Below are 21367 nucleotides of genomic sequence, written 5' to 3'. Positions count from 1 at the left end.
TCCGCACCCGTGGCGGCACCTGCGGGGTCGGGCGGTCGGGTCAGGACGGGCTGCGGGGGTGGCCGATCGGGAAGGTGAAGGCGGTGGTGGCCGGGTCGAAGGCGGTGAGGCCGCCGTCGGTGGTGAGGACGGCGCCGTTGACCAGGCTGGCGGCGGGTGAGAGGAGCCAGGTGATGGCCTCGGCGACCTCGGACGGTTCGCCGGGGCGGCGGACCGGGGTGAGGCGGGTGGCCTCGGCGTAGGCGGCGTCGAGGTCGGGCAGGTCGGCGGTGGCCGCCAGCCGGGACATCGGCCGGTCGGCCATCTCGGTGCGGACCCAGCTGGGGCAGACGGTGTTGGCCCGCAGTCCGCGGTGCCCGTAGTCCACCGCGAGTGAACGGCAGAGCTGGAGCAACGCCGCCTTGGAGGTGGCGTAGGCCGCGTTGCCGTACCCGTTGCGCAGGGCGGAGACGCTGGCGACCGCGACCACCGCGCCGGCGGCGTCCAGCAGGTGCGGCAGGGCGGCGCGCAGCAGCAGGAACGGGCCGGTGAGGTTGGTGCGGAGCACGGCGTCCCAGTCCTCGGGGCTGAGGTCGCCGACGGCGCCGGGACGGCCGATGCCGGCGTTGACCACCAGGCCGTCCAGCCGTCCGAAGCGGGCGATCACCGTGTCCACGAGGTCCTGGACGGCGTCCGGGTCGGTGGTGTCGGAGGGGTGGGCCACGGCGCCGGTCTCCTCGGCGACCCGGAGCAGCGGTTCGGACCGCCGTCCGGAGATCACCACGTGGTGGCCGTCGGCGCGCAGCCGGGCGGCGGTCGCGGCGCCGATCCCGGTGCCGCCGCCGGTGACGAGGACGACGCGTGGTTCGGCCATGGGGTGGGGCCTCCGATCGGTTCCGGCACGAATGACATGATCATATTCCCTTCGTGTGACGCCAGTTGACCTTCTGCCATCCGGCCGCTGCGGGGGACGCGACACCGTCGCTCCCACCGGAAGCCCAAAGCATGGCGAGGCATCGCCACCCGATACGACAGGACTCCCGACCGCTACCTCGCCGGTCTCCACCTGCGCGCCTCGATGATCTGGATCAAGGACCTCACCAGGACCACCCGGTGATCACGACTCGATATGCCCCTGGGTGACGCGCTGAGGTGCCGGACGCCAAGCGGGCAGGAGGTGAGTCAACGGTCAACCAGCCGTGGACGCGGGGCCTCACCCGTGGATTCAGCGTCGGTGTCGTCGGTGCCGACCGGGCCGCGGGGAAGCATCCGGTCCAGCCACTTCGGCAGCCACCAGTTGGTCCGGCCGAGGAGTGTCATGGTCGCCGGTACCAGCACCATGCGTACGACCGTGGCATCGATGAAGATCGCGGTGGCCAGGCCGAGCCCGAACATTTTGGCGGAGGGGTCATCGGCGACGGCGAAGGACAGGAAGACCGCCACCATGATGAGCGCGGCCGAGGTGATGATCCGGGCGGTGCCCGAGACGCCCTCAACGATCGCCGTGCCGTTCTCGCCGGTGCGCAGGTACTCCTCGCGTACGCGGGAGAGGAGGAACACCTCGTAGTCCATCGACAGGCCGAACAGGATGGCGAAGAGGAACATCGGGATGAACGACACGATCGGAACCGTCGCCTCCAGCCCGATGAGTGCGCCTCCCCAGCCCCACTGGAAGACCGCGACCATGATGCCGTAGGCCGCGCCGATGCTCAGCAGATTCAGCAGTACCGCCTTGAGCGGTACGAGTACCGAGCGGAAGACCAGCATCAGCAGCAGGAACGACATCGCCAGCACGGCGGCGACGAACACCGGCAGGCGTTCGCTGGTGCGTTGGCCCACATCGGCCAGGCTCGCGGCGGCGCCGCCGACGTGGGCCCTGGCCGGGCCGTGCCCGATCGCCGCGGGCAGCACGTCGGTGCGCAGCCGGGCGATGGTGTCGGCCGTGGCCTTGTCCTGAGGGCTGGTGATCGGGAACACCACGAGGGTCGCGATGCCGGTGGCCCGATCGATGTGCGGCGGCGCGACGGATGCGATGCCCGGATCCGCCGCGACCGCCCCGACGAGTCGGTCCAGCACTCCCGGATCACCGGTGGGGTCCGCGGCGATGACGAGGGGACCGTTGGTGCCCGGGCCGAACCCCTCGGCGACGAGGTCGTAGGCCCGGCGCTCGGTACGGCTGTGGGGCAGTGAGCCGTCGTCGGGCAGGCCGACGCGCAGGCCGAGCACGGGCAGCGTCGCGGTCAGCAGCAGCCCCGCCGCGCCGACCGCGTACGGCACCGGGTGCCGGCTGACGTGCCCGATCCAGCGACGCCACCCGGCGGCGTGGGCGGCGCCTGCCGCCGGGTCCCGCCGCCGTGCGAGTCGGCCCGGCTTCCCGGTCTGCAGAGCCCGGCCGATCCGGCCGGCCCGGGCCAGGCGTGGGCCGGCGGCGCCGAGGAAGGCCGGCAGCAGCGTCACCGACGCGAGCACCATGATCAGAACGACGATCGACACGGCGAGCCCGCCCACCGTCATGAACGGTACGTTCGCGACCGCCAGGCCGAGGATCGATACGACGACGGTGCCGCCGGCGAAGACCACGGGCCTCCCCGCCGTGGCCACCGCTCGCCCCGCCGCCTCGCGGGGATCGAGCCCGCGCGCGAGGTACTCCCGGTGCCTGGCGAGCACGAACAGCGCGTAGTCGATGCCCACTCCGAGCCCGACCATGCTGCCCAGGACCGGGGCGAAGGTCGGGACGTCCGTCACCCCCGCCAGTGCCGTCATCGTGGCGACCCCGACGGTCAGCCCGAAGACCGCCATGCCGATCGGCAGCGCGGCGGCGACGAGCGAACCGAACGCCAGGAACAGGATCGCGGCCGCGGCGAGGAGGCCGATCAACTCGCTCGCGCCGCCGTCGGGGTCGGAGAAGGCGTAGAAGAGGCTCCCGCCCATCTCGATGCGCAGGGGCAGTTCGGCGCGCAGCCGGTCGCCGAGATCGACGAGGGCGTCGAGGTCTTCGGCCGACAGCCGGCTCTGGTCGGGGTACTGCACCCGGACGACCGCGATCCGCCCGTCGGCCGAGACGAGGCCGCCGCGCACGGCGGTGTCCCCGCCTGCGTCGAGTGCCCCCGCCGGGTCGCTCGTGCCGAGCACGTGCGGCAGCCGCTTCACCTCGGTCTGCAGCCGCGTGAGAGCGGTGCGCGCACTGTCGTGGTCGAAGAACGTCGCAGCGCCGTCGAGGGGGGTGACGACCACTTGGGCGGTCATCCCCTCCTGGCCGGTGCCGGCCCGCTCGATCAGTTCCGCGGCCTGCTGGGAGTCCAGTCCCGGAGCGGTCATCGAATCCGCATTCCGCCCGCCGAAGGCGACGGCGGCGAGGACGGCGAGCGTGGCGACGACCAGCCATGTCGCGATCACCCGCCAGGGATGGCGGGCGGCGCTTGCGCCCAGGCGCAACAGGGCTTTCGAGAGCATCGGGTCCTCCAACCACCTCGTCGGCCGTCCTTGTACGGCCGCCGATACCGAGGCTCCTCGCCACGGCGCTCCGCGGCATCGGCCCGCGGGCCGCGGATCCGTCGGCCCCGGGGCGGAGTGACGACCCGTCCTTTCGGCCGATGCGCGGCACGCCGCGGCCCCTAGGCTGAGAACCGTGCTCCGAGACGACCTGCGAACCCTGTGGACCGAACCCCGGCCGCCCGACGCGCCCGCCCGGGTGCGGCGGGACTGGGCGCTGCTCGCCGCGGGCCTTGCCGGTGTGGCGCTGGAGGCCACTCTGCGCGAGAACGTCGTGTGGCGTCCGGTGGCGGTGGTGTTCGCCGTATGGCTGTGCCTGCTGCCCCTGTGGCGCCGGACCCGCCCGCTGGCGACGGTCACGCTGGCGTTCGGCTCGGTGATCCTGCTTCAGGTGGCCACGCTCGTCGCCGCACCGCGCGAGCCCGTCGGCCTGTACACCGGCGCGGTCGTGCTCGTGCTGGTGTACGCGCTGCCCCGGTGGGGATCGGGACGGGAGATCGTGCTGGGCGGCGCGGTGATCGTCGCGGCGTGCGCGCTGTGTGCCTTCACGGACGAGACCCCGGTCGTCGAAAAGGTCGTGGGCTTCCTCTTCGGGCTGCTGCCCGGCGTGGTCGGGGCTGCTGTGCGGTTCCGGGTGACCGCTCGCGAGCGGCAGTTGGAGCAGGTGCGCTCCCGCGAGCGCGAGCAGCTCGCCCGGGAACTGCACGACACGGTGGCCCACCACGTGTCGGCCATGGTGATCATCGCCCAGGCGGGCCGGGTGCTCGCGGGCAGCGACCCGTCCGCCGCGGTCGAGGCGCTGGACGGGGTCGAGGAGGAAGGGGCGCGCACGCTGGAGGAAATGCGCGCCATGGTCGCCGCGCTGCGCGACCGCGGGGTCGGCGCCGAGCTGGCGCCCCCTGCCGGCGTCGCGGATCTGGAGCGCCTGGTGCGCACCCCCGGCGGTCGCATCAGGGTCGACCTGGGGCTCGACGGCGAGCTGGACACGCTGCCCCCGGCCGTGGACGCCGCCGTCTACCGGATCGTGCAGGAGTCGGTGACCAACGCGCTGCGCCACGCGGTCGACGCGACCGAGGTCGTCGTCCGGGTCGCCGCGGAACGGCACACGGTACGGGTGAGCGTGCGGGACAACGGCCGGCGCACCGGCCGGGGTCGCGACGGATACGGACTCACCGGACTGCGCGAGCGCGCGACCCTGATCGGCGGCACACTACGGGCCGGCCCGGGCACCGACCGGGGCTGGCATGTCGAAGCCGAGCTGCCGAGAGCGAGGAACGAGAGCGGTGTCCGTACGCGTCCTCGTCGCTGACGACCAGACGATCATCCGCACCGGGCTGCGGATCATGCTGAACGCCCAGCCCGGCATCGAGGTGGTCGGCGAGGCCGCCGACGGACAGGAAGCGGTACGTCTGGCCCGCGAACTACGCCCCGACGTCTGTCTGTTCGACATCCGTATGCCCGTACTCGACGGGCTCGAGGCCACCCGGCTGGTCGCCGGCCCGGGCGTCGCCGACCCGCTGGCCGTGGTCGTCATCACCACGTTCGACCTCGACGAGTACGTCTACGGCTCGCTGCGGGCCGGCGCCCGCGGATTCCTCCTCAAGGACACGGGACCAGACCTTCTGGCCCAGGCCGTACGGTCGGCGTCCGACGGGGAGGCACTCATCGCGCCCAGCGTCACCGTCCGTCTGCTCCAGGCATTCGCGGACCTGCCCGCCGGCCGGCCCGCGGCCCAGCCGGTCTCACCCGTCACCGCCCGCGAGGAGCAGGTGCTCCTCGCCGTCGCTCGCGGGCTGACCAACACCGAGATCGCCGATGCACTGCACATCAGCCTCAGCACGGTGAAGACGCACCTGGCCAGCCTGATGGCCAAACTCGGCGCCCGCAACCGGGTCGAGATCGCGATGTGGGCCTACGAAACGCGCCGTATCCTCCCCGGAACCTGAGCCGGGTGCCGGGCCTGCGGGTGTACGGGCCGACCCGGCGTTCCGAACTCCGGGTGATCACCTGCGGCGGCCGGTACGACAGGCGCACCGGCTACCGGGCCGACGTCGTGGTGTTCGCCCACCTCACCGGGGTGCGGTGGCGAGGAGGCGCCCTCAGTACGAGCGGGGCAGTCCGAGGGTGTGCTGGGCCACGTAGTTGAGGATCATCTCCCGGCTGACCGGCGCGACCCGGGCCACCCGGGTGGCGGTGAGCAGGGCCGCCAGGCCGTACTCCTGGGTGAGGCCGTTGCCGCCGAGGGTCTGCACGGCCTGGTCCACCGCCCGGCAGGAGGCCTCCCCCGCCGCGTACTTGGCCATGTTCGCCGCCTCGCCGGCCGCGAGGTCGTCGCCCGCGTCGTAGAGGTGGGCGGCCTTCCACATCATCAGCCGGGCGAGCTCCACCTCGATGGTGCACTGGGCGAGCGGGTGGGCGATGCCCTGGTGAGCGCCGATCGGCTTGTCCCAGACCGTACGGGACTTGGCGTACTCGGTGGCGGCGGCGAGGGCCTGGCGGGCGACGCCCAGGGTGAAGGCGGCGGTCATGATGCGCTCGGGGTTGAGGCCGGCGAAGAGCTGGAGCAGGCCGGCGTCCTCGTCGCCGACCAGGGCCTCGGCCGGCAGCCGGACCTCGTCCAGGAAGACCTGGAACTGCCGCTCGGGAGTGAGGAGTTCCATCGGGATCGGCTGGTACTCGAAGCCGGGGGTGTCGCGCGGGACGATGAACAGGGCGGGCTTGAGGCGACCGGTCCTGGCGTCCTCGGTGCGGCCGACGAACAGGACGGCGTCGGCGTGGTCGACACCCGAGATGAAGACCTTGCGGCCGGACAGCACCCAGTCGGTGCCGTCGCGGCGGGCGACGGTGGAGATCCGGTGGGAGTTGGAGCCGGCGTCGGGCTCGGTGATGCCGAACGCTATCCGGCGGGTGCCGTCCGCGAGGCCCGGGATCCACTCCTGCTTCTGGTCGGGGGTGCCGAAGCGGGCGAGGACGGTGCCGGCGATGGCCGGGGAGACGATGAGCATCAGGAGCGGGCAGCCGGCGCTGCCCAACTCTTCAAGGACGATCGCGAGTTCGGTGATGCCCGCACCTCCGCCGCCGTACTCGGCGGGGAGGTTGACGCCGAGGTAGCCGAGCTTTCCGGCCTCGGCCCAGAGCTCCTGGACGGTCTCGCCGGCCCGGGCCTTGGCCTGGAAGTACGCCGGGCCGTAGCGGCGGGCGAGGTCGCCGACGGCCCGGCGGAGGGCCTGGCGCTCCTCGGACTCGGCGAACGGGGTGGGGGCGGGGGTGGTGCGCGGTGCGGACATGGTGGGTCCTTCCGAGCGGAGTGTGGTGAGGGTGGGCGCCCGCGGAGGCTGCCGGACGCAGGTGGGCAGCCTCCCGGGGGCCCGGAGGGGTGAACCGGGTGCGGGTGAACGGGTGCGGGTGGAGCGGGTACGGCTGGAGCGGCGGTGCACCTGGCGGACCGGGTCACCGGTCAGGGGCGCGAGACCTCTGCTGCGCGCGGTGCCGCGCGCCCCTGGCGGGTCACCCGTCGGCGGTGACCTGGGCCAGCAGGGTGTCGCGTTCGACGTGCTGGCCCGGGGTGGCGTGGAGGGCGGTGAGGGTGCCGTCGGCGGGGGCGGCGATGAGGTGTTCCATCTTCATCGCCTCCAGCCAGAGCAGCGGCTGCCCCGCCGTGACGGTGTCCCCGGCCTGGGCGGCGACCCGGACCACGGTGCCGGGCATCGGGGCGAGCAGGGCTCCGGGGTCGATCCGGGCGGCGGGGTCGGGGAAGCGGTCGAGGGCGGTGAGGACGGTGGTGCCGTCGGGGGTGTCCACGTACACGGTGGCGCCGTGGACGGCGACGGCGAAGGTGCGGGTGAGGGTGCCGGTGCGCAGCACGACGCGGTCGGGTTCCGCGGCGACCAGGACGGTGTCGGGGTGGTCCTCGGCGTACAGGGTGCCGCGGACGAGGCGGTAGCGGGCGTGGTGTTCGGTGCCGTCGGCGGTGCGGTAGCTCTTGGTCTGGGGCTGGGAGGGCAGGTTGCGCCAGCCGGAGGGCAGGGCGGTGCGGCGGGTGGCGGCGTCGGCGAGGGCGGCGGCGAGGACGGCGAGCGGGGTGTCCTTGTCGTCGGGGGCGGTGAGTTCGGCGAGGTGGTCCTCGAGGAAGCGGGTGTGCAGCCGGCCGGCGAGGAAGTCGGGGTGGCGGAGGGTGCGGGCGAGCAGGTCGCGGTTGGTGGCGGGTCCGTGGATGCGGGCGCTGGTGAGGGCGCCGGCGAGCCGGCGGGCGGCGGCGGCGCGGGTGGGAGCCCAGGCGACGACCTTGGCGAGCATGGCGTCGTAGTGGATGGTGACGGCGCTGCCGGCGGTGACCCCGGAGTCCAGCCGCAGGCCCTGCACGGTGGTGAACTCGGCGACCGGAGAAGTGAGTTCGAGGAGGTGCACGGTACCGGTGGAGGGCTGCCAGCCGTGGGCGGGGTCCTCGGCGTAGAGGCGGGCCTCGATCGCGCAGCCGGTGGTGGCGGGGGGCTGGTCGGGGAGCGGTTCGCCCTCGGCGACGGCGAGTTGGAGGGCGACCAGGTCGAGTCCGGTGACGCACTCGGTGACGGGGTGTTCGACCTGGAGGCGGGTGTTCATCTCCAGGAAGTGGAACCGGCCGTCGGGGCCGAGCAGGAACTCGGCGGTGCCGGCGCCGACGTAGCCGATGGCGCGGGCGGCGGCGACGGCGGCGGCGTGCAGCTCGCGGCGGAGGTCGTCGGCGAGGCCGGGGGCGGGCGCCTCCTCGATGACCTTCTGGTGGCGGCGCTGGACGGAGCAGTCGCGGTCACCGACGGCCCACACGGTGCCGTGCCGGTCGGCCATCAGCTGGACCTCGACGTGCCGTCCGGTGGGCAGGTACGGCTCCAGGAAGACCTCGTCGGAGCCGAAGGCGCGGGCGGCCTCCCGGCGGGCGGCGGCGAGGGCGTCGGGGAGTTCGGCGAGGGTCCGGACGATCCGCATGCCGCGTCCGCCGCCGCCGGCGGCGGCCTTGACCAGGAGCGGGAGGTCCTCCTCGGTGGGGTGGTCGCCGACGTCGAGGACGGGGACGCCGGCGGCGGCCATCAGGCGCTTGGCTCCGGTCTTGGAGCCCATGGCGGCGATCGCCTCGGGCGGCGGGCCGATCCAGGTGAGTCCGGCGGCCTCGACGGCGCGGGCGAACCCGGCGTCCTCGGAGAGGAATCCGTAGCCGGGGTGGACGGCGTCGGCGCCGGCGTCCAGGGCGGCCCGGACGATGAGGTCGCCGCGCAGGTAGGTGTCGGCCGGGGCGGCGCCGGGCAGCCGGACGGCGGTGTCGGCCTCGGCGGTGTGCGGGGCGCCGGTGTCCGGGTCGGAGTGCACGGCGACGGTGGCGATGCCGAGGTCGCGGCAGGTGCGGAAGACCCGGCGGGCGATCTCGCCGCGGTTGGCGACCAGCAGTCGGGTGATCATGCGGGTGTTTCCCCTTACATCCGGAAGACGCCGTAGCCGCGAGCGCCCTCGACGGGGGCGCTGTGGATCGCGGAGAGGCAGATGCCGAGTACGGTGCGGGTGTCGCGCGGGTCGATGACGCCGTCGTCGTAGAGCCGGCCGGAGAGGAAGGCGGGCAGCGACTCGGCCTCGATCTGCTGCTCGACCATGGCGCGGATGGCGGCGTCGGCGTCCTCGTCGTAGGGCTGTCCCTTGGCGGCGGCGGACTGCCGGGCGACGATCGAGAGCACGCCGGCGAGCTGCTGCGGGCCCATCACGGCGGACTTGGCACTGGGCCAGGAGAACAGGAAGCGCGGGTCGTAGGCCCGGCCGCACATGCCGTAGTGGCCGGCGCCGTACGAGGCGCCCATCAGCACCGAGATGTGCGGGACGCGGCTGTTGGCCACCGCGTTGATCATCATCGCGCCGTGCTTGATGATGCCGCCCTGCTCGTACGCCTGGCCGACCATGTAGCCGGTGGTGTTGTGCAGGAAGAGCAGCGGGATGTCGCGCTGGTTGGCGAGCTGGATGAACTGGGCGGCCTTCTGCGACTCCGGGCTGAACAGGACGCCCTGGGCGTTGGCGAGGATGCCGACCGGGTGGCCGTGCAGGGTGGCCCAGCCGGTGGCCAGGCTGGGGCCGTAGAGCGGTTTGAACTCGTCGAACTCGGAGCCGTCGACGATCCGGGCGATCACCTCGCGCGGGTCGAAGGGCACCTTGAGGTCGCCGGGGACGATGCCGAGCAGCTCCTCCTCGTCGTACCGCGGCGGCCTGACCGCGACGGCCGGTCCGGGGCCGGCCTTGCGCCAGTGCAGGCGGTGGACGATCCGGCGGGCGATCCGGCAGGCGTCGGCCTCGTCCTCGGCGAGGTGGTCGGCGAGGCCGGAGGTACGGGCGTGCATCCCGGCGCCGCCGAGGGACTCGTCGTCGGCCTCCTCGCCGGTGGCCATCTTGACCAGCGGCGGTCCGCCGAGGAAGACCTTGGCGCGTTCGCGGACCATCACGGTGTGGTCGGACATGCCGGGGACGTACGCGCCGCCGGCGGTGGAGTTGCCGAAGACCACGGCGAGGGTGGGGATGCCGGCGGCGGAGAGCCGGGTGAGGTCGCGGAAGAGCGCGCCGCCGGGGATGAAGATCTCCTTCTGGCTGGGCAGGTCGGCACCGCCGGACTCGACCAGGTTGACCAGCGGGAGGCGGTTGGCGAGGGCGATCTCGTTGGCGCGCAGGGCCTTGCGCAGGGTCCAGGGGTTGCTGGCGCCGCCGCGGACGGTGGGGTCGTTGGCGGTGATGACGCACTCGGTGCCCTCGATCACGCCGATGCCGGTGACGATGGCCGCGCCGACCGGGTAGTCGCTGCCCCAGGCGGCCAGCGGGGAGAGTTCGAGGAACGGCGAGTCCTGGTCGATCAGCAGCTCGATCCGTTCGCGGGGCAGCAGCTTGCCGCGGTCGCGGTGGCGGGCGGTGTACTTGGGGCCGCCGCCGGCCAGGGCCTTGGCGTGCTCGGCGTCCAGGTCGGCGAGTTTGCCCAGCATGGCGTCCCGGTCGGCGGCGTAGGCCGGGCCGGCGGGGTCGAGCCGGGTGGCGAGGACGGTCACAGCAGGGCCTCCGGGATGTCGAGGTGACGGGAGCGGAGCCACTCCCCGAGCGCCTTGGCCTGCGGGTCGAACCGGACCTGGGCTCCGACGCCCTCGCCGAGCAGGCCGGTGACGGTGAAGTTGACGGCCCGCAGGTGGGGCAGCAGGTGCCGTTCGACCGGCAGGTCGGCGGTCTCGGGCAGCAGCCGGCGCAGCACGGGGACGGTGAGGGTGTGGGCGAGCCAGCGCCAGCCGTCCTCGGTGCGGGCCCAGACGCCGAGGTTGGCGTCGCCGCCCTTGTCGCCGCTGCGGGCGCCGGCGACCAGGCCGAGCGGGGCGCGGCGGGTGGGGCCCCGGGGCGGCGGTTCGGGCAGAGGTGGCGGGTCCAGCGGGCGGAGTTCGGCGGTGGCGGCGGGCGGCGGGACGGCGACGGTGCTGCCGTCGGGCAGGACGGCGGTGTGCTCGACCGTGCCGGCGGGGACGTACGCGGACTCGAAGACGCCGTAGGGGGTGCCGGGTCCGGGGGGTGCGGTGAGGTGGAAGCCGGGGTAGCCGGCGAGGGCGAGTTCGACGGCGGCGGCGCCGAGGGCGCGGCCGACCCGGCGTTCGTCGGGGTCGCGGACGGTCAGCCGGAGCAGGGCGCTGGCGCTCTCCTCGGTGTCGGCGTCCGCGTGGTCGGTGCGGGCCAGGGTCCAGCGCTGGTCGGCGGGCGGTTCGGCGAGGGCGGTGGCGAACTGGCGGCGGACCAGGTCGGCCTTGGCCTCGATGTCCAGGCCGGTGAGGACGAAGACCACTTCGTTGCGCCAGCCGCCGAGCCGGTTGAGGCCGACCTTGAGGTCGGGCGGCGGGGCCTCGCCGCGGACGGGGGCCACGGCGACCCGGTCGGGCCCTTCCTGCCGCAGCCGTACGGTGTCGAGGCGGACGGTGACGTCGGGGCCGGGGTAGCGGGCGCCGGCGGTCTCGTAGAGGAGCTGGGCGGTGACGGTCCCGACGGTGACGGCGCCGCCGGTGCCGGGGTGCTTGGTGATGACGCTGCTGCCGTCGGCGTGGAGTTCGGCGATCGGGAAGCCGGGCCGGACGGTGTCGTGCTCCCGGAAGAAGGCGTAGTTGCCGCCGGTGGCCTGGGCGCCGCACTCCAGGATGTGGCCGGCGGTGGCGGCGCCGGCGAGGGCGTCCAGGTCGCCGGGCTTCCAGTCGTAGTGGGCGATGGCGGGCCCGGTGACCAGGGCGGCGTCGGTGACCCGGCCGGTGACCACGACCTCGGCGCCGCCGCGCAGGCACTCGGCGATGCCGAAGGCGCCGAGGTAGGCGTTGGCGGCGAGCAGTCCGTCGCGGCCGAGGTCGGCGGCGCGCGGGAGCAGGTCGTCGCCGGTGACGTGGCCGACCGGGACGGTGAGGCCCTGGTCGGCGGCGAGTTCGCGGAGGGCCTCGGCGAGGCGGCGGGGGTTGAGCCCGCCGGCGTTGACCACGATCCGCACCCGGCGGTCGGCGGCGAGCCGCAGACCGGTGCGCATCTGGCGCAGGAAGGTCTTGGCGTAGCCGAGGGCGGGGTCGCGCAGCCGGTCCCGGGCGAGGATCAGCATGGTGAGTTCGGCGAGGTAGTCGCCGGTGAGGACGTCCAGCGGGCCGCCGGTGAGCATCTCCTCGAACGCGGCGAACCGGTCGCCGTAGAACCCTGACGCATTGCCGATCCGCAGCACGCTGTGCCTCCCCTGCCGGCTGGCTTCGGGAGCAGCCTGGCAGCGGCCGGGACGGAAATCAAGCACGCGTGCTGGTTTTTACCGGGCGGTCGCGGGATCCGACGGACCCTCAGTTACCGTTCACCCCATGACGATGATCACCAGCGCCCCGGGGGCCGGGGTCGGCCCGCTGCTGCGCGGCTGGCGGGAGCGCCGCCGGCTGAGCCAGCTGGAGCTCGCCCTGCGGGCGGAGTCCTCGGCCCGGCACATCAGCTTCGTGGAGACCGGCCGGGCCCGCCCGGGCCAGGCCCTGCTGCTGCGGCTCGCCGAGCACCTGGACGTTCCCGTACGGGAGCGGAACGCGCTGCTGCTGGCGGCCGGGTACGCGCCGCTCTACCCGGAGACCCCCTTGGACGACCCGTCGATGGAGGCGCTGCGCGAGGGCGTCGAGCGGCTGCTGGCCGCGCACGAGCCCTACCCGGCACTGGTGGTGGACGGCACCTACCGGGTGCTGGCCGCCAACCGGACCATGGCGCTGCTGCTGGACGGGGTGGCCGAGCACCTGCTGGTGCCGCCGCTCAACGCGATGCGGCTCACCCTCCACCCGGAGGGCGTCGCACCGCGGATCGTCAACCTCCGGCAGTGGCGCGAGCACCTGCTCCAGCAGATGGAGCGGCAGATCGCCCTCGCCCGCTCGGAGCCGCTGCGCGCCCTGTACGAGGAGGTCAGCGCCTACCCGCTGCCCGAGGGCGCGGTGGACGGGCCGGACGAGGACGCCAGCCAGCTGTTCCCGTTCGCCCTGCCGATGCGGATCGCGTACGGCGGCCGGGTGCTGAACTTCCTGTCCACCATCGCGACCTTCAACACGCCGATGGACGTGACCGTCTCCGAGCTGGCCATGGAGACCTTCCTCCCGGCCGACCCGGAGACGGGTGCCTTCCTCAGGTCGCTGCTGCCCTGACCGGGCCGGGCCGGGCCGACGCGGGGCGGGCCGTCAGCCCCGCTCGGCGGCGCGGACCGCCCGCAGCGCCAGGTACTGCAGGGCCGCGAAGCCGCCGACCGTGGCGGCCTGCAGCGGGATCCACACCAGGCCAGGCGCGGTCGGCGAGAACCAGGCCAGCAGAGCCACCAGGCTGAGCACCGGCCAGAGGAGGTTGACGTCGACCACCAGCGCGGCGCCGACCGCCGGGGGCCGGCGGCGGGCGGCCAGGGCGGCCACCGCGGCGGCGAACAGCAGCAGGACCGCGCCGACCTCGGTGAGCACCCCGCGGGAGACGCCCAGCAGCTCGCCGATCGGGCCGGGCAGCGCCAGGTAGGCGAGCGCGTTGCCGCCGGTGACCACGGCGTCCAGGGCGAGGAAGCGGCGCAGCCGGCGGTACGCGGCCTCGACGGCGGCGGCGCGGCCGGTACCGGTGTCGCGGGCGTCGCGGGCGGGGGTGGTGAAGGTGGTCGCGGACATGACGGATCAGCCTCCAGGGCGTCTGGACTCACGGTGGGTGCCCCGGCCGGAGGGGCTTCCCGCCCCGTCCCGGCCTGGTGGTACCAGCTTCGCCGTCCCGGCCGCCGCGGTCGATGACCTGTCAGGTAATCCGCGCGGGCTGCCGGACGGCCCCGGCACCGGCGGCCCTCCGCGACTGCCGCCGGGCCATCACCCGGCGGCCGACGTACCAGGCGGTGGCGGCGTACAGCCAGCCGACCAGCACGTCGACGACGTAGTGCTCGGCGCCGTACACCAGGGCGAAGGTCATCGCCAGCGGGTACGCGGCCAGCAGCATCCGCAGCCCCCGCCCGGCGAGCGGCCAGCAGAACAGCGCCAGCAGCATCGGGTACGCGGAGTGCAGCGAGGGCATCGCCGCCACGTCGTTGGTGAACCGGCTGCCGCCCTGGAAGATCGAGCCGGCCCGGGGCAGCCCGCTGCCGTCCAGGACCGCCTGCACCACCCGGGTCAGCTCCGGCAGGTGGCCGTGCCGGGCGGTCAGCCACGGCGGCTCGGCCGGGTAGAGCACGTAGGTGGCGAACCCGGCGAAGGTGACCGCCAGGTAGAGGGCGAGCAGCCGCAGGTAGCGGGAGCGGTCGCGGCGCCACAACACGGCGAGGGTGACGAACACGGCGAAGAAGTGCGACATGTAGACGCCGACCGCGGCGTAGTCGTACCACTGCGGCTCACCGGGGTGGTAGAGCCGGTGCTGGAGGCGGACCGTCCAGGTCTGACCGCCGCCGAGGAAGGTGTCCACCGCCAGCTGCGGCCGCCAGTGCGGCGCCCACGGGGTGTGCGAGCCGTAGCCGCGCAGCAGGGCGTACGTCCACACCGCCGCCATCACCGGCACCCAGTCGCGCAGCACCGACAGCCAGCCGTGCCGGCCCCCGGCGTGCACCGAGGCGGCGACCAGGGCGGCGATCAGCCAGCAGAAGACCACGTCGTTCTCGTACGGGAGGCCGTAGCCGTCGACGTACCAGGCGAGGGCGAGGGCGAACAGCGGCCAGGCCAGCAGGCGCGGGCGCAGCCGCCGTACGGCGGAGCGGGCGGGATGGGACAGATCGGTCATGCGCCCGGAAGCTAACAGCGCATCCTTGGAGAATCCGGCGGCGGCATCCAGGCGCTGCCCAGGAAAAACTCACGTGTGCGGCCGCCGTGGAGGGAGTGCGCCCGCCACCCCCACGGACGGCGGGCGATGTGCCGGAGCGGAGGAGCTCAGCGGGTCTGGCGGGCGATCTCGGCGACGATCCGCTCGCAGAGCTCGTGGGTGCGCAGCGCGTCCCGGGCGGAGAGGGTCTTGCCGGCCCGGACGGCCTCCAGGAAGTGCAGCACGACCTGCTCGATGCCGCGCTGGCGGGACACCGACACCCAGTCGCCGCGGCGGCGGATGCTGGGCTGGCCGCGGAAGTCGATGATCTCGGCGAGGTTGACCACGACCCGCTTGGAGTCGCCGCCGGAGACCTCCAGCACCTCCTCGGTGGAGCCGCTGACCCGGTTCATGATGCCGAGGGCGGTGAAGCCGTCGCCGGACAGCGTGAGCACCAGGTGCTCCAGCAGGCCGTCGCGGCTGCGGGAGCGGACGTCCACGTGCTCGATCTCGCCCGGGACCAGGAAGCGCAGGGTGTCCACCACGTGGATGAAGTCGTCGTACACCGCGCTGCGGGCGTCCTCCGGCAGGCCCTCGCGGTGCTTCTGCAGCACGATCAGGTCCCGCGGGCGCTCCTGGGCGAGCAGGTAGCCGGGGGCGTGCCGGCGGTTGAAGCCGACCAGCAGCGAGCGGCCGGTCTCCTCGGCCAGCTCGACCACGGCCCGGGCGCCCTCGATCCGGTGGTCCAGCGGCTTGTCCACGTACACGTCCACCCCGGCCCGCAGCAGCTCGGTGACGATGCCGACGTGCTGGTCGGTGGAGGCGTGCACGAAGGCCGCCCGGAGGCCGCCGGCGATCACCGCGCCGAGGTCGGTGTACCGGTGCTCGCGGGGGATCCGGTACGCCTCGCCGAGGCGCTCGACCTTGGCCCGGTCGCGGGTCATCAGCCGCAGGTCCAGGCCGGGCAGGGCGGTGAGCACCGGCAGGTAGGCCTTCTGGGCGATGTCGCCCAGGCCGATCACCGCCACCGGGATCGTCGCGCTGTCGAGGTCGAGGTGGTGGTCGCTCATCGGGCGCTCCTGAGGGTGGATGGCCGCCCGCGTCGGTCACCGGGCCGAACCATCGGCAGCATATGCCAGAAGCACTGTTGAGCAGTCAGGATGCCTGGAGATCAGCCGATTCGGGGCGCTCGCCACCGCCTTCGTCCGCGCCACCGCCCTCGGTCCCGCCCTCGCCGAGCCGGCCCGCGGCGGCGGCCAGCGCGGCCAGCACCGGACGGATCAGCGGGTGCCGCTCGGCGCCGCTGCGGACGGCCGCGAACACCTTCCGGGTCGCCAGCGCGCTGTCCACCGGCCGGACCGCCACCCGGGACAGGTCGGCGCCGCGCAGCGCGGACCGCGGCACCAGGGCCACCCCGGCGCCGGCCGAGGCCAGCGCCACCACCGCCCGGAAGTCGTCGGAGGAGTGCACCAGGCGCGGCTGGAAGCCGGCGTACTCGCAGGCCAGCAGGACCACGTCGTGGCAGGGGTTGCCGGGGTAGGGGCCGATCCACGGCTCGGCGGCCAGGTCGGCCACCGCCACCGGGCCGCGGCCGGCCGCCAGCGGGTGGTCCAGCGGCAGCACCGCCTCGAACGGCTCGGCGTACAGCGGGAGGCGGGTGAGCCGCCGGTCGTCGGCGCGCGGCGCGCCGCGGTACTCCACGGCCACCGCCAGGTCGGCCTGCCCGTCCAGCAGCATCGGCAGGCTGGCGTCGCCCTCGGCGTCCAGCACCTTCAGCCGGACGCCGGGCGCGGAGTCGGCCAGGGCGGCGATCGCGGGGGCCAGGACCAGGGCGATGCCGGTGGCGAAGGCGGCGACGGTGACCTCGCCGGAGACCCCGTCGCGGTAGGCGGCGAGGTCGGCCTCGGCGCGCTCCAGCTGGGCCAGCACCGCGTCGGCGTGGGCGACCAGGATCTCCCCGGCGGCGGTGAGGCGGACCCCGCGGCCGTCCCGGGTGAGCAGGCTGTGGCCGGTCTCCTGCTCCAGCGCGGCCAGCTGCTGGGAGACCGCCGAGGGGGTGAGGTAGAGGGCCGCGGCGGCGGCCGTCACCGTGCGGTGGTCGGCCACGGCCCGCAGGGTCCGCAGCCGTCGTGCGTCGATCACACGGTCAATTCTGCCAGCGCGCGGAACGCTCCCCGCACCCCGCCCGGGACGGCCCGGAGCAGGAGTGCGGGGAGCGTTCCGCGCGGCCGGTCAGCCCTCCAGGACAGACCGGGCGTCGATGAACGCGGCCACCGCGCGCTCCACGTCCTCGGTGGAGTGGGCCGCCGAGAGCTGGACCCGGATCCGGGCCTGGCCGTGCGGCACCACCGGGTAGGAGAACCCGATCACGTACACGCCGCGCTCCAGCAGCAGCTCGGCCAGCCGGCCGGCCTTCGCGGCGTCGCCGATCATCACCGGGGCGATGGCGTGCTCGCCGGGCAGGATCTCGAACCCGGCCTCGGTCATCCGCGTCCGGAACAGCCGGGTGTTGTCCGCCAGCCGCTCGCGCAGGTCGGCGGAGGTCTCCAGCAGGTCCAGCACCTTGAGCGAGGCGGCGGCGATCACCGGCGCCAGCGAGTTGGAGAACAGGTACGGGCGGGAGCGCTGGCGCAGCAGCGCCACGATCTCGCGGCGGGCGGCGACGTAGCCGCCGGATGCGCCGCCGAGGGCCTTGCCGAGGGTGCCGGTGATGATGTCCACCCGGTCCATCACGCCGTGCAGCTCGGGGGTGCCGCGGCCGCCGGGGCCGACGAAGCCCACCGCGTGCGAGTCGTCGACCATGACCATCGCGTCGTACCGGTCGGCCAGGTCGCAGATCTCCTGCAGCGGGGCGATGTAGCCGTCCATGGAGAACACGCCGTCGGTGACGATCAGGCGGCGGCGGGCGTCCTGGGTGGCCTTGAGCTGCTGCTCCAGGTCGGCCAGGTCGCGGTTGGCGTAGCGGTGGCGGCGGGCCTTGGAGAGCCGGATGCCGTCGATGATCGAGGCGTGGTTGAGGGCGTCCGAGATGACCGCGTCGCGCTCGTCCAGCAGGGTCTCGAACACGCCGCCGTTGGCGTCGAAGCAGGAGGAGTACAGGATGGTGTCCTCCTGGCCGAGGAACGCCGAGAGCCGCCCCTCCAGCTCCTTGTGGACGTCCTGGGTGCCGCAGATGAAGCGGACCGAGGCCATGCCGTAGCCCCAGCGGTCCAGCGCCTCCTTGGCGGCGGCGATCACCTCGGGGTGGTCGGCCAGGCCGAGGTAGTTGTTGGCGCAGAAGTTGAGCACCTGGCCGCCGGTGCCGGAGCTGACGGTGACCTCGGCCGACTGCGGGGAGCCGATCACGCGCTCGGGCTTGAACAGGCCGGCCTCGCGGATCTCGTCGAGGGTGGCGGCGAGGTCCTCGCGGACGTTGTCGAACACGGGGTCTCCTACGGGAAGGGTGAACGCTGCGCGGCGGTGGGGCGGGGGCGGTACGGCGACCGTCAGAGGGTCGTCCAGTCCAGGATGACCTTGCCGCAGTTGCCCCCGGCGGCCTCGTCGAAGGCGGCCTGGAACTCGGTGGCGGGGTAGCGTCCGGTGATCACCGGGCTGAGGTCGAGACCGCCCTCCAGCAGGACGGACATCGCGTACCAGGTCTCGAACATCTCGCGGCCGTAGATGCCCTTGAGGGTGATCATCGAGGTCACGATCCGGGCCCAGTCGACCGGGAACTGCTCGGCGGGCAGGCCCAGGATGGCGATCTTCCCGCCGTGGGTCATGTTGGCGATCATCGACTGCAGCGCCTCGGGGCGGCCGGACATCTCCAGGCCGACGTCGAAGCCCTCGCGCAGGCCGAGCTTCTGCTGGCCCTCCTCGATGGGGTGCTCGGAGACGTCCAGGGCGAGCGAGACGCCGACCCGGCGGGCCAGCTCCAGCCGGTACGGGGAGACGTCGGTGATCATCACGTTCCGGGCGCCGGCGTGCCGGGCCACCGCGGCGGCCATGATGCCGATCGGGCCGGCGCCGGTGACCAGCACGTCCTCGCCGACCACCGGGAAGGACAGCGCGGTGTGCACGGCGTTGCCGAACGGGTCGAAGATCGCGGCCACGTCCAGGTCGACCGGGACGCGGTGCACCCAGACGTTGGAGGCGGGCAGCGCGACGTACTCGGCGAAGGCGCCGTCCCGGTTGACGCCCAGGCCGACGGTGTTGCGGCACAGGTGGCGGCGGCCGGCCAGGCAGTTGCGGCACTTGCCGCAGACCAGGTGGCCCTCGCCGCTGACCAGGTCCCCGACGTTGATGTCGGCGACGGCCGCGCCCACGGCGGCGACCTCGCCGACGAACTCGTGGCCGATCGTCATCGGCGTGCGGATCGTCTGCTGCGCCCAGCCGTCCCACTTGCGGATGTGCAGGTCGGTGCCGCAGATGCCGGTGCGCAGCACCTTGATCAGCACGTCGGTGGGGCCGATCTCCGGCTCGGGGACGTCCATCAGCCAGAGCCCGGGCTCGGCGGTCTTCTTGACGAGTGCCTTCACGGCGGGGGCTCCTGACGCACGGTGGAACGGGCCTGGCGGGGGGGGCAGGCCCGGGGCACCCGGGCGACGGACGATCACCGGCCGGGCACCAGCAATCTGCCTGGTCACGGCCGGTGCGGTCCATCGAGGAATTCTTAAGGGCGGCCACAGCTGGGCTGAACGATCGTGCCCGAGCGGATGCGGGTCGGGCCCGTAGGCGTGCCGGGCGCCACCCGTTCGGAGCAGCGCGCCCGGCGCGTTCATGGGTTTGACGGGACGTCAGGGACGGGTGGCCGGTTCGTGTCGAGTACTTGACAGTCGAATTGGTCCAGTCCATTTTGGTGTCACTCCCCCGCACCTCCACCCCCACGTTCCCCCACCGGAGGTACCCCCGTGCACGTCCGCACCCGCCTGCCCGCCGCGGGCGCCGCCGCCCTGCTGGCGGCGGCCACCGCGCTCAGCCTGCCCAGCCCGGCGCACGCGGCCAATTTGCTCACCAACCCCGGCTTCGAGTCCGGCCTGTCCGGCTGGTTCTGCACCGGCAACCTGGGCTCGGCGGTCTCGAGCCCCGTGCGCACCGGCGGCAAGGCGCTGGCCGGCGCCGCGAGCGCGAGCGACAACGCCAAGTGCACCCAGACCGTCGCCGTGCAGCCCAACACCACGTACACGCTCTCCGGCTGGGTCCGGGGCAGCTACGTCTACCTCGGCGTCACCGGCGGCGCCTCCACCTGGACGCCGTCCGCCGCCGACTGGTCCAAGCTCTCGCTCTCCTTCACCACCGGCGCCTCGCAGACCAGCGCGCAGATCTACCTCAACGGCTGGTACGGCCAGGGCACCTACTACGCCGACGACGTCAGCCTGGACGGCCCCGGCGGCGGCCCGGTCGACGGCCAGGCGCCGACCGTGCCCGGCGGCCTGCGGTCCACCGGCAAGTCCTCCTCCACCGTGGCCCTGGCCTGGACCGCCTCCACCGACAACGTCGGCGTCACCGGCTACGACGTCTACCGCGGCGGCACCCACGTGGCCACCGTCACCGGCACCACCGCCACCGTCTCCGGCCTGAGCCCGTCCACGGCGTACACCTTCACGGTCAAGGCCCGCGACGCCGCCGGGAACACCTCCGGCGCCTCCAACGCCGTCACCGTGACCACCGACCCGGGCGGTGGCGGCGGCACCGGCTTCAAGCAGGCCGCGCCGTACTTCTACAACGGCTGGGGCAACCCGCCCTCGCCCACCACGGTGATGAACGCGACCGGCGTCAAGTGGTTCACCATGGCGTTCATCCTCTCCTCCGGCGGCTGCAACCCGGCCTGGGACGGCCAGCGCCCGCTGGCCGGCGGGGTCGACCAGTCCACCGTCAACGCGGTCCGCGCCGCGGGCGGCGACATCGTGCCGTCCATCGGCGGCTGGCAGGGCAACAAGCTCGGCCCGAACTGCGCCACCGCGGCCGACCTGGCCGGCGCCTACCAGAAGGTGATCGACGCGTACGGCCTCAAGGCCATCGACGTGGACATCGAGAACACCGACGAGTTCGAGAACACCGCCGTCCAGGACAAGATCCTCGGCGCCCTGAAGATCGTCAAGCAGAACAACCCGGGTCTGCGGACCATCCTCACCTTCGGCACCGCCACCACCGGCCCCACCTACTACGGCAACCGGCTGATCGAGCAGTCCAAGGCGCTGGGCGCCGACGTCGACGTCTTCACCATCATGCCGTTCGACTTCGGCAACGCCTCCACCGACATGTACGCCAGCACCGTCAGCGCCGCCGAGGGCCTGAAGGCCAAGCTCAGGTCCACCTTCGGCTGGGACGACGCCACCGCCTACGCCCACCTGGGCATCTCCGGCATGAACGGCGTCAGCGACACCCAGGAGGTCACCACCGTCCAGAACTGGACCGGGATCCGCGACTGGGCGAACGCGCACCACATCGCCCGGCTGGCGTTCTGGTCGGTCAACCGCGACCGCCCCTGCCCGGGCGGCGGGCTGCAGGAGTCCTGCTCGGGCATCGCCCAGAACGACTGGCAGTTCACCAAGATCACGGCCGGCTTCACCGGCTGACCGCCCGCGCACCCGCCGAGCCGCCGCTCCTCCCGTACGGGGGGGCGGTGGCCCGGCGCCGGGCCGTCGGGGTC

16 protein-coding genes and 1 pseudogene are annotated in these 21367 nt (G+C 73.7%); 5 read left to right on the top strand and 12 right to left on the bottom strand.

The window, feature by feature from the left end; all coding sequences use genetic code 11:
• Window positions 1–40: 40 nt before the first annotated feature.
• Both ABWK59_RS30215 and ABWK59_RS30210 read right to left on the bottom strand, forming a co-directional pair.
• A complete protein-coding gene (locus tag ABWK59_RS30215; protein WP_354643819.1) occupies window positions 41–853 on the bottom strand; it encodes an SDR family NAD(P)-dependent oxidoreductase in 813 nt (270 codons plus the stop codon).
• A 308-nt stretch (window positions 854–1161) separates the two neighbouring features.
• Window positions 1162–3444 (bottom strand): MMPL family transporter, encoded by a 2283-nt coding sequence (locus ABWK59_RS30210; RefSeq protein WP_354643818.1) that lies wholly within the window; start codon window positions 3442–3444, stop codon window positions 1162–1164.
• 163 nt (window positions 3445–3607) lie between these two features.
• Between ABWK59_RS30210 and ABWK59_RS30205 the strand changes: the two genes are divergently transcribed.
• The 3 genes and pseudogenes from ABWK59_RS30205 to ABWK59_RS30195 all read left to right on the top strand — a co-directional run.
• Window positions 3608–4780, top strand: a complete 1173-nt coding sequence (locus ABWK59_RS30205; protein ID WP_354643817.1) for a sensor histidine kinase — start codon at window positions 3608–3610, stop codon at window positions 4778–4780.
• Entirely contained in the window at window positions 4755–5417 is a 663-nt protein-coding gene (locus tag ABWK59_RS30200; RefSeq protein ID WP_354643816.1) for a response regulator transcription factor, read from the top strand. Before ABWK59_RS30205 ends, ABWK59_RS30200 begins: the two co-directional genes overlap by 26 nt.
• Window positions 5418–5425: 8 nt before the next feature.
• Window positions 5426–5617, top strand: a pseudogene (locus ABWK59_RS30195) (hypothetical protein); the annotation flags it as partial.
• Here the strand turns inward: ABWK59_RS30195 and ABWK59_RS30190 are convergent.
• The 4 genes from ABWK59_RS30190 to ABWK59_RS30175 all read right to left on the bottom strand — a co-directional run bounded on the left by ABWK59_RS30190 (window position 5571) and on the right by ABWK59_RS30175 (window position 12193).
• The gene (locus tag ABWK59_RS30190; RefSeq protein WP_354643815.1) at window positions 5571–6758 is read right to left on the bottom strand and encodes an acyl-CoA dehydrogenase family protein; all 1188 of its coding nucleotides are present in this window, start codon (window positions 6756–6758) and stop codon (window positions 5571–5573) included. The pseudogene ABWK59_RS30195 and the gene ABWK59_RS30190 overlap by 47 nt on opposite strands.
• A 220-nt stretch (window positions 6759–6978) precedes the next feature.
• Complete coding sequence (locus tag ABWK59_RS30185; protein ID WP_354643814.1) at window positions 6979–8901, bottom strand: acetyl/propionyl/methylcrotonyl-CoA carboxylase subunit alpha; 1923 nt, start codon at window positions 8899–8901, stop codon at window positions 6979–6981.
• 14 nt (window positions 8902–8915) lie between these two features.
• On the bottom strand, window positions 8916–10514 hold the full coding sequence (locus tag ABWK59_RS30180; protein ID WP_354643813.1) for an acyl-CoA carboxylase subunit beta: 1599 nt from the start codon (window positions 10512–10514) through the stop codon (window positions 8916–8918).
• Window positions 10511–12193: an acyclic terpene utilization AtuA family protein gene (locus tag ABWK59_RS30175; RefSeq protein WP_354643812.1), complete on the bottom strand. Its 1683-nt coding sequence runs from the start codon at window positions 12191–12193 to the stop codon at window positions 10511–10513. Before ABWK59_RS30175 ends, ABWK59_RS30180 begins: the two co-directional genes overlap by 4 nt.
• Before the next feature lie 133 nt (window positions 12194–12326).
• Here ABWK59_RS30175 and ABWK59_RS30170 point away from each other — a divergent pair, with 133 nt between their 5' ends.
• Window positions 12327–13133: a helix-turn-helix domain-containing protein gene (locus tag ABWK59_RS30170; RefSeq protein WP_420492957.1), complete on the top strand. Its 807-nt coding sequence runs from the start codon at window positions 12327–12329 to the stop codon at window positions 13131–13133.
• Between the two features lie 33 nt (window positions 13134–13166).
• Here the strand turns inward: ABWK59_RS30170 and ABWK59_RS30165 are convergent, their stop codons facing one another.
• The 6 genes from ABWK59_RS30165 to tdh all read right to left on the bottom strand — a co-directional run bounded on the left by ABWK59_RS30165 (window position 13167) and on the right by tdh (window position 19253).
• Window positions 13167–13631: a hypothetical protein gene (locus ABWK59_RS30165; protein WP_354643810.1), complete on the bottom strand. Its 465-nt coding sequence runs from the start codon at window positions 13629–13631 to the stop codon at window positions 13167–13169.
• Between the two features lie 121 nt (window positions 13632–13752).
• Window positions 13753–14718 carry a phosphatase PAP2 family protein gene (locus ABWK59_RS30160; protein WP_354643809.1) on the bottom strand — a complete coding sequence of 322 codons (966 nt, stop codon included), beginning with the start codon at window positions 14716–14718 and terminating at the stop codon, window positions 13753–13755.
• Between the two features lie 146 nt (window positions 14719–14864).
• Window positions 14865–15770: a Gfo/Idh/MocA family protein gene (locus ABWK59_RS30155; protein WP_354645157.1), complete on the bottom strand. Its 906-nt coding sequence runs from the start codon at window positions 15768–15770 to the stop codon at window positions 14865–14867.
• 121 nt (window positions 15771–15891) lie between these two features.
• Window positions 15892–16878, bottom strand: a complete 987-nt coding sequence (locus tag ABWK59_RS30150; protein WP_354643808.1) for a LysR family transcriptional regulator — start codon at window positions 16876–16878, stop codon at window positions 15892–15894.
• A gap of 90 nt (window positions 16879–16968) precedes the next feature.
• Entirely contained in the window at window positions 16969–18159 is a 1191-nt protein-coding gene (locus ABWK59_RS30145) for a glycine C-acetyltransferase (protein ID WP_354643807.1), read from the bottom strand.
• A 62-nt stretch (window positions 18160–18221) separates the two neighbouring features.
• Window positions 18222–19253, bottom strand: a complete 1032-nt coding sequence (gene tdh / locus ABWK59_RS30140; protein ID WP_354643806.1) for an L-threonine 3-dehydrogenase — start codon at window positions 19251–19253, stop codon at window positions 18222–18224.
• 372 nt (window positions 19254–19625) lie between these two features.
• On the opposite strand from tdh, the gene ABWK59_RS30135 reads away from it, so the two are divergent.
• The gene (locus tag ABWK59_RS30135) at window positions 19626–21293 is read left to right on the top strand and encodes a carbohydrate binding domain-containing protein (RefSeq protein ID WP_354643805.1); all 1668 of its coding nucleotides are present in this window, start codon (window positions 19626–19628) and stop codon (window positions 21291–21293) included.
• Window positions 21294–21367: the final 74 nt, after the last annotated feature.

The sequence above is a fragment of the Kitasatospora sp. HUAS MG31 genome (assembly GCF_040571325.1).
In the GTDB taxonomy this organism is placed as follows: Bacteria; Actinomycetota; Actinomycetes; order Streptomycetales; family Streptomycetaceae; genus Kitasatospora; species Kitasatospora camelliae.
Note: the sequence above shows the minus strand (reverse complement) of the source record. Positions and strands in the feature narration are given on the sequence as shown.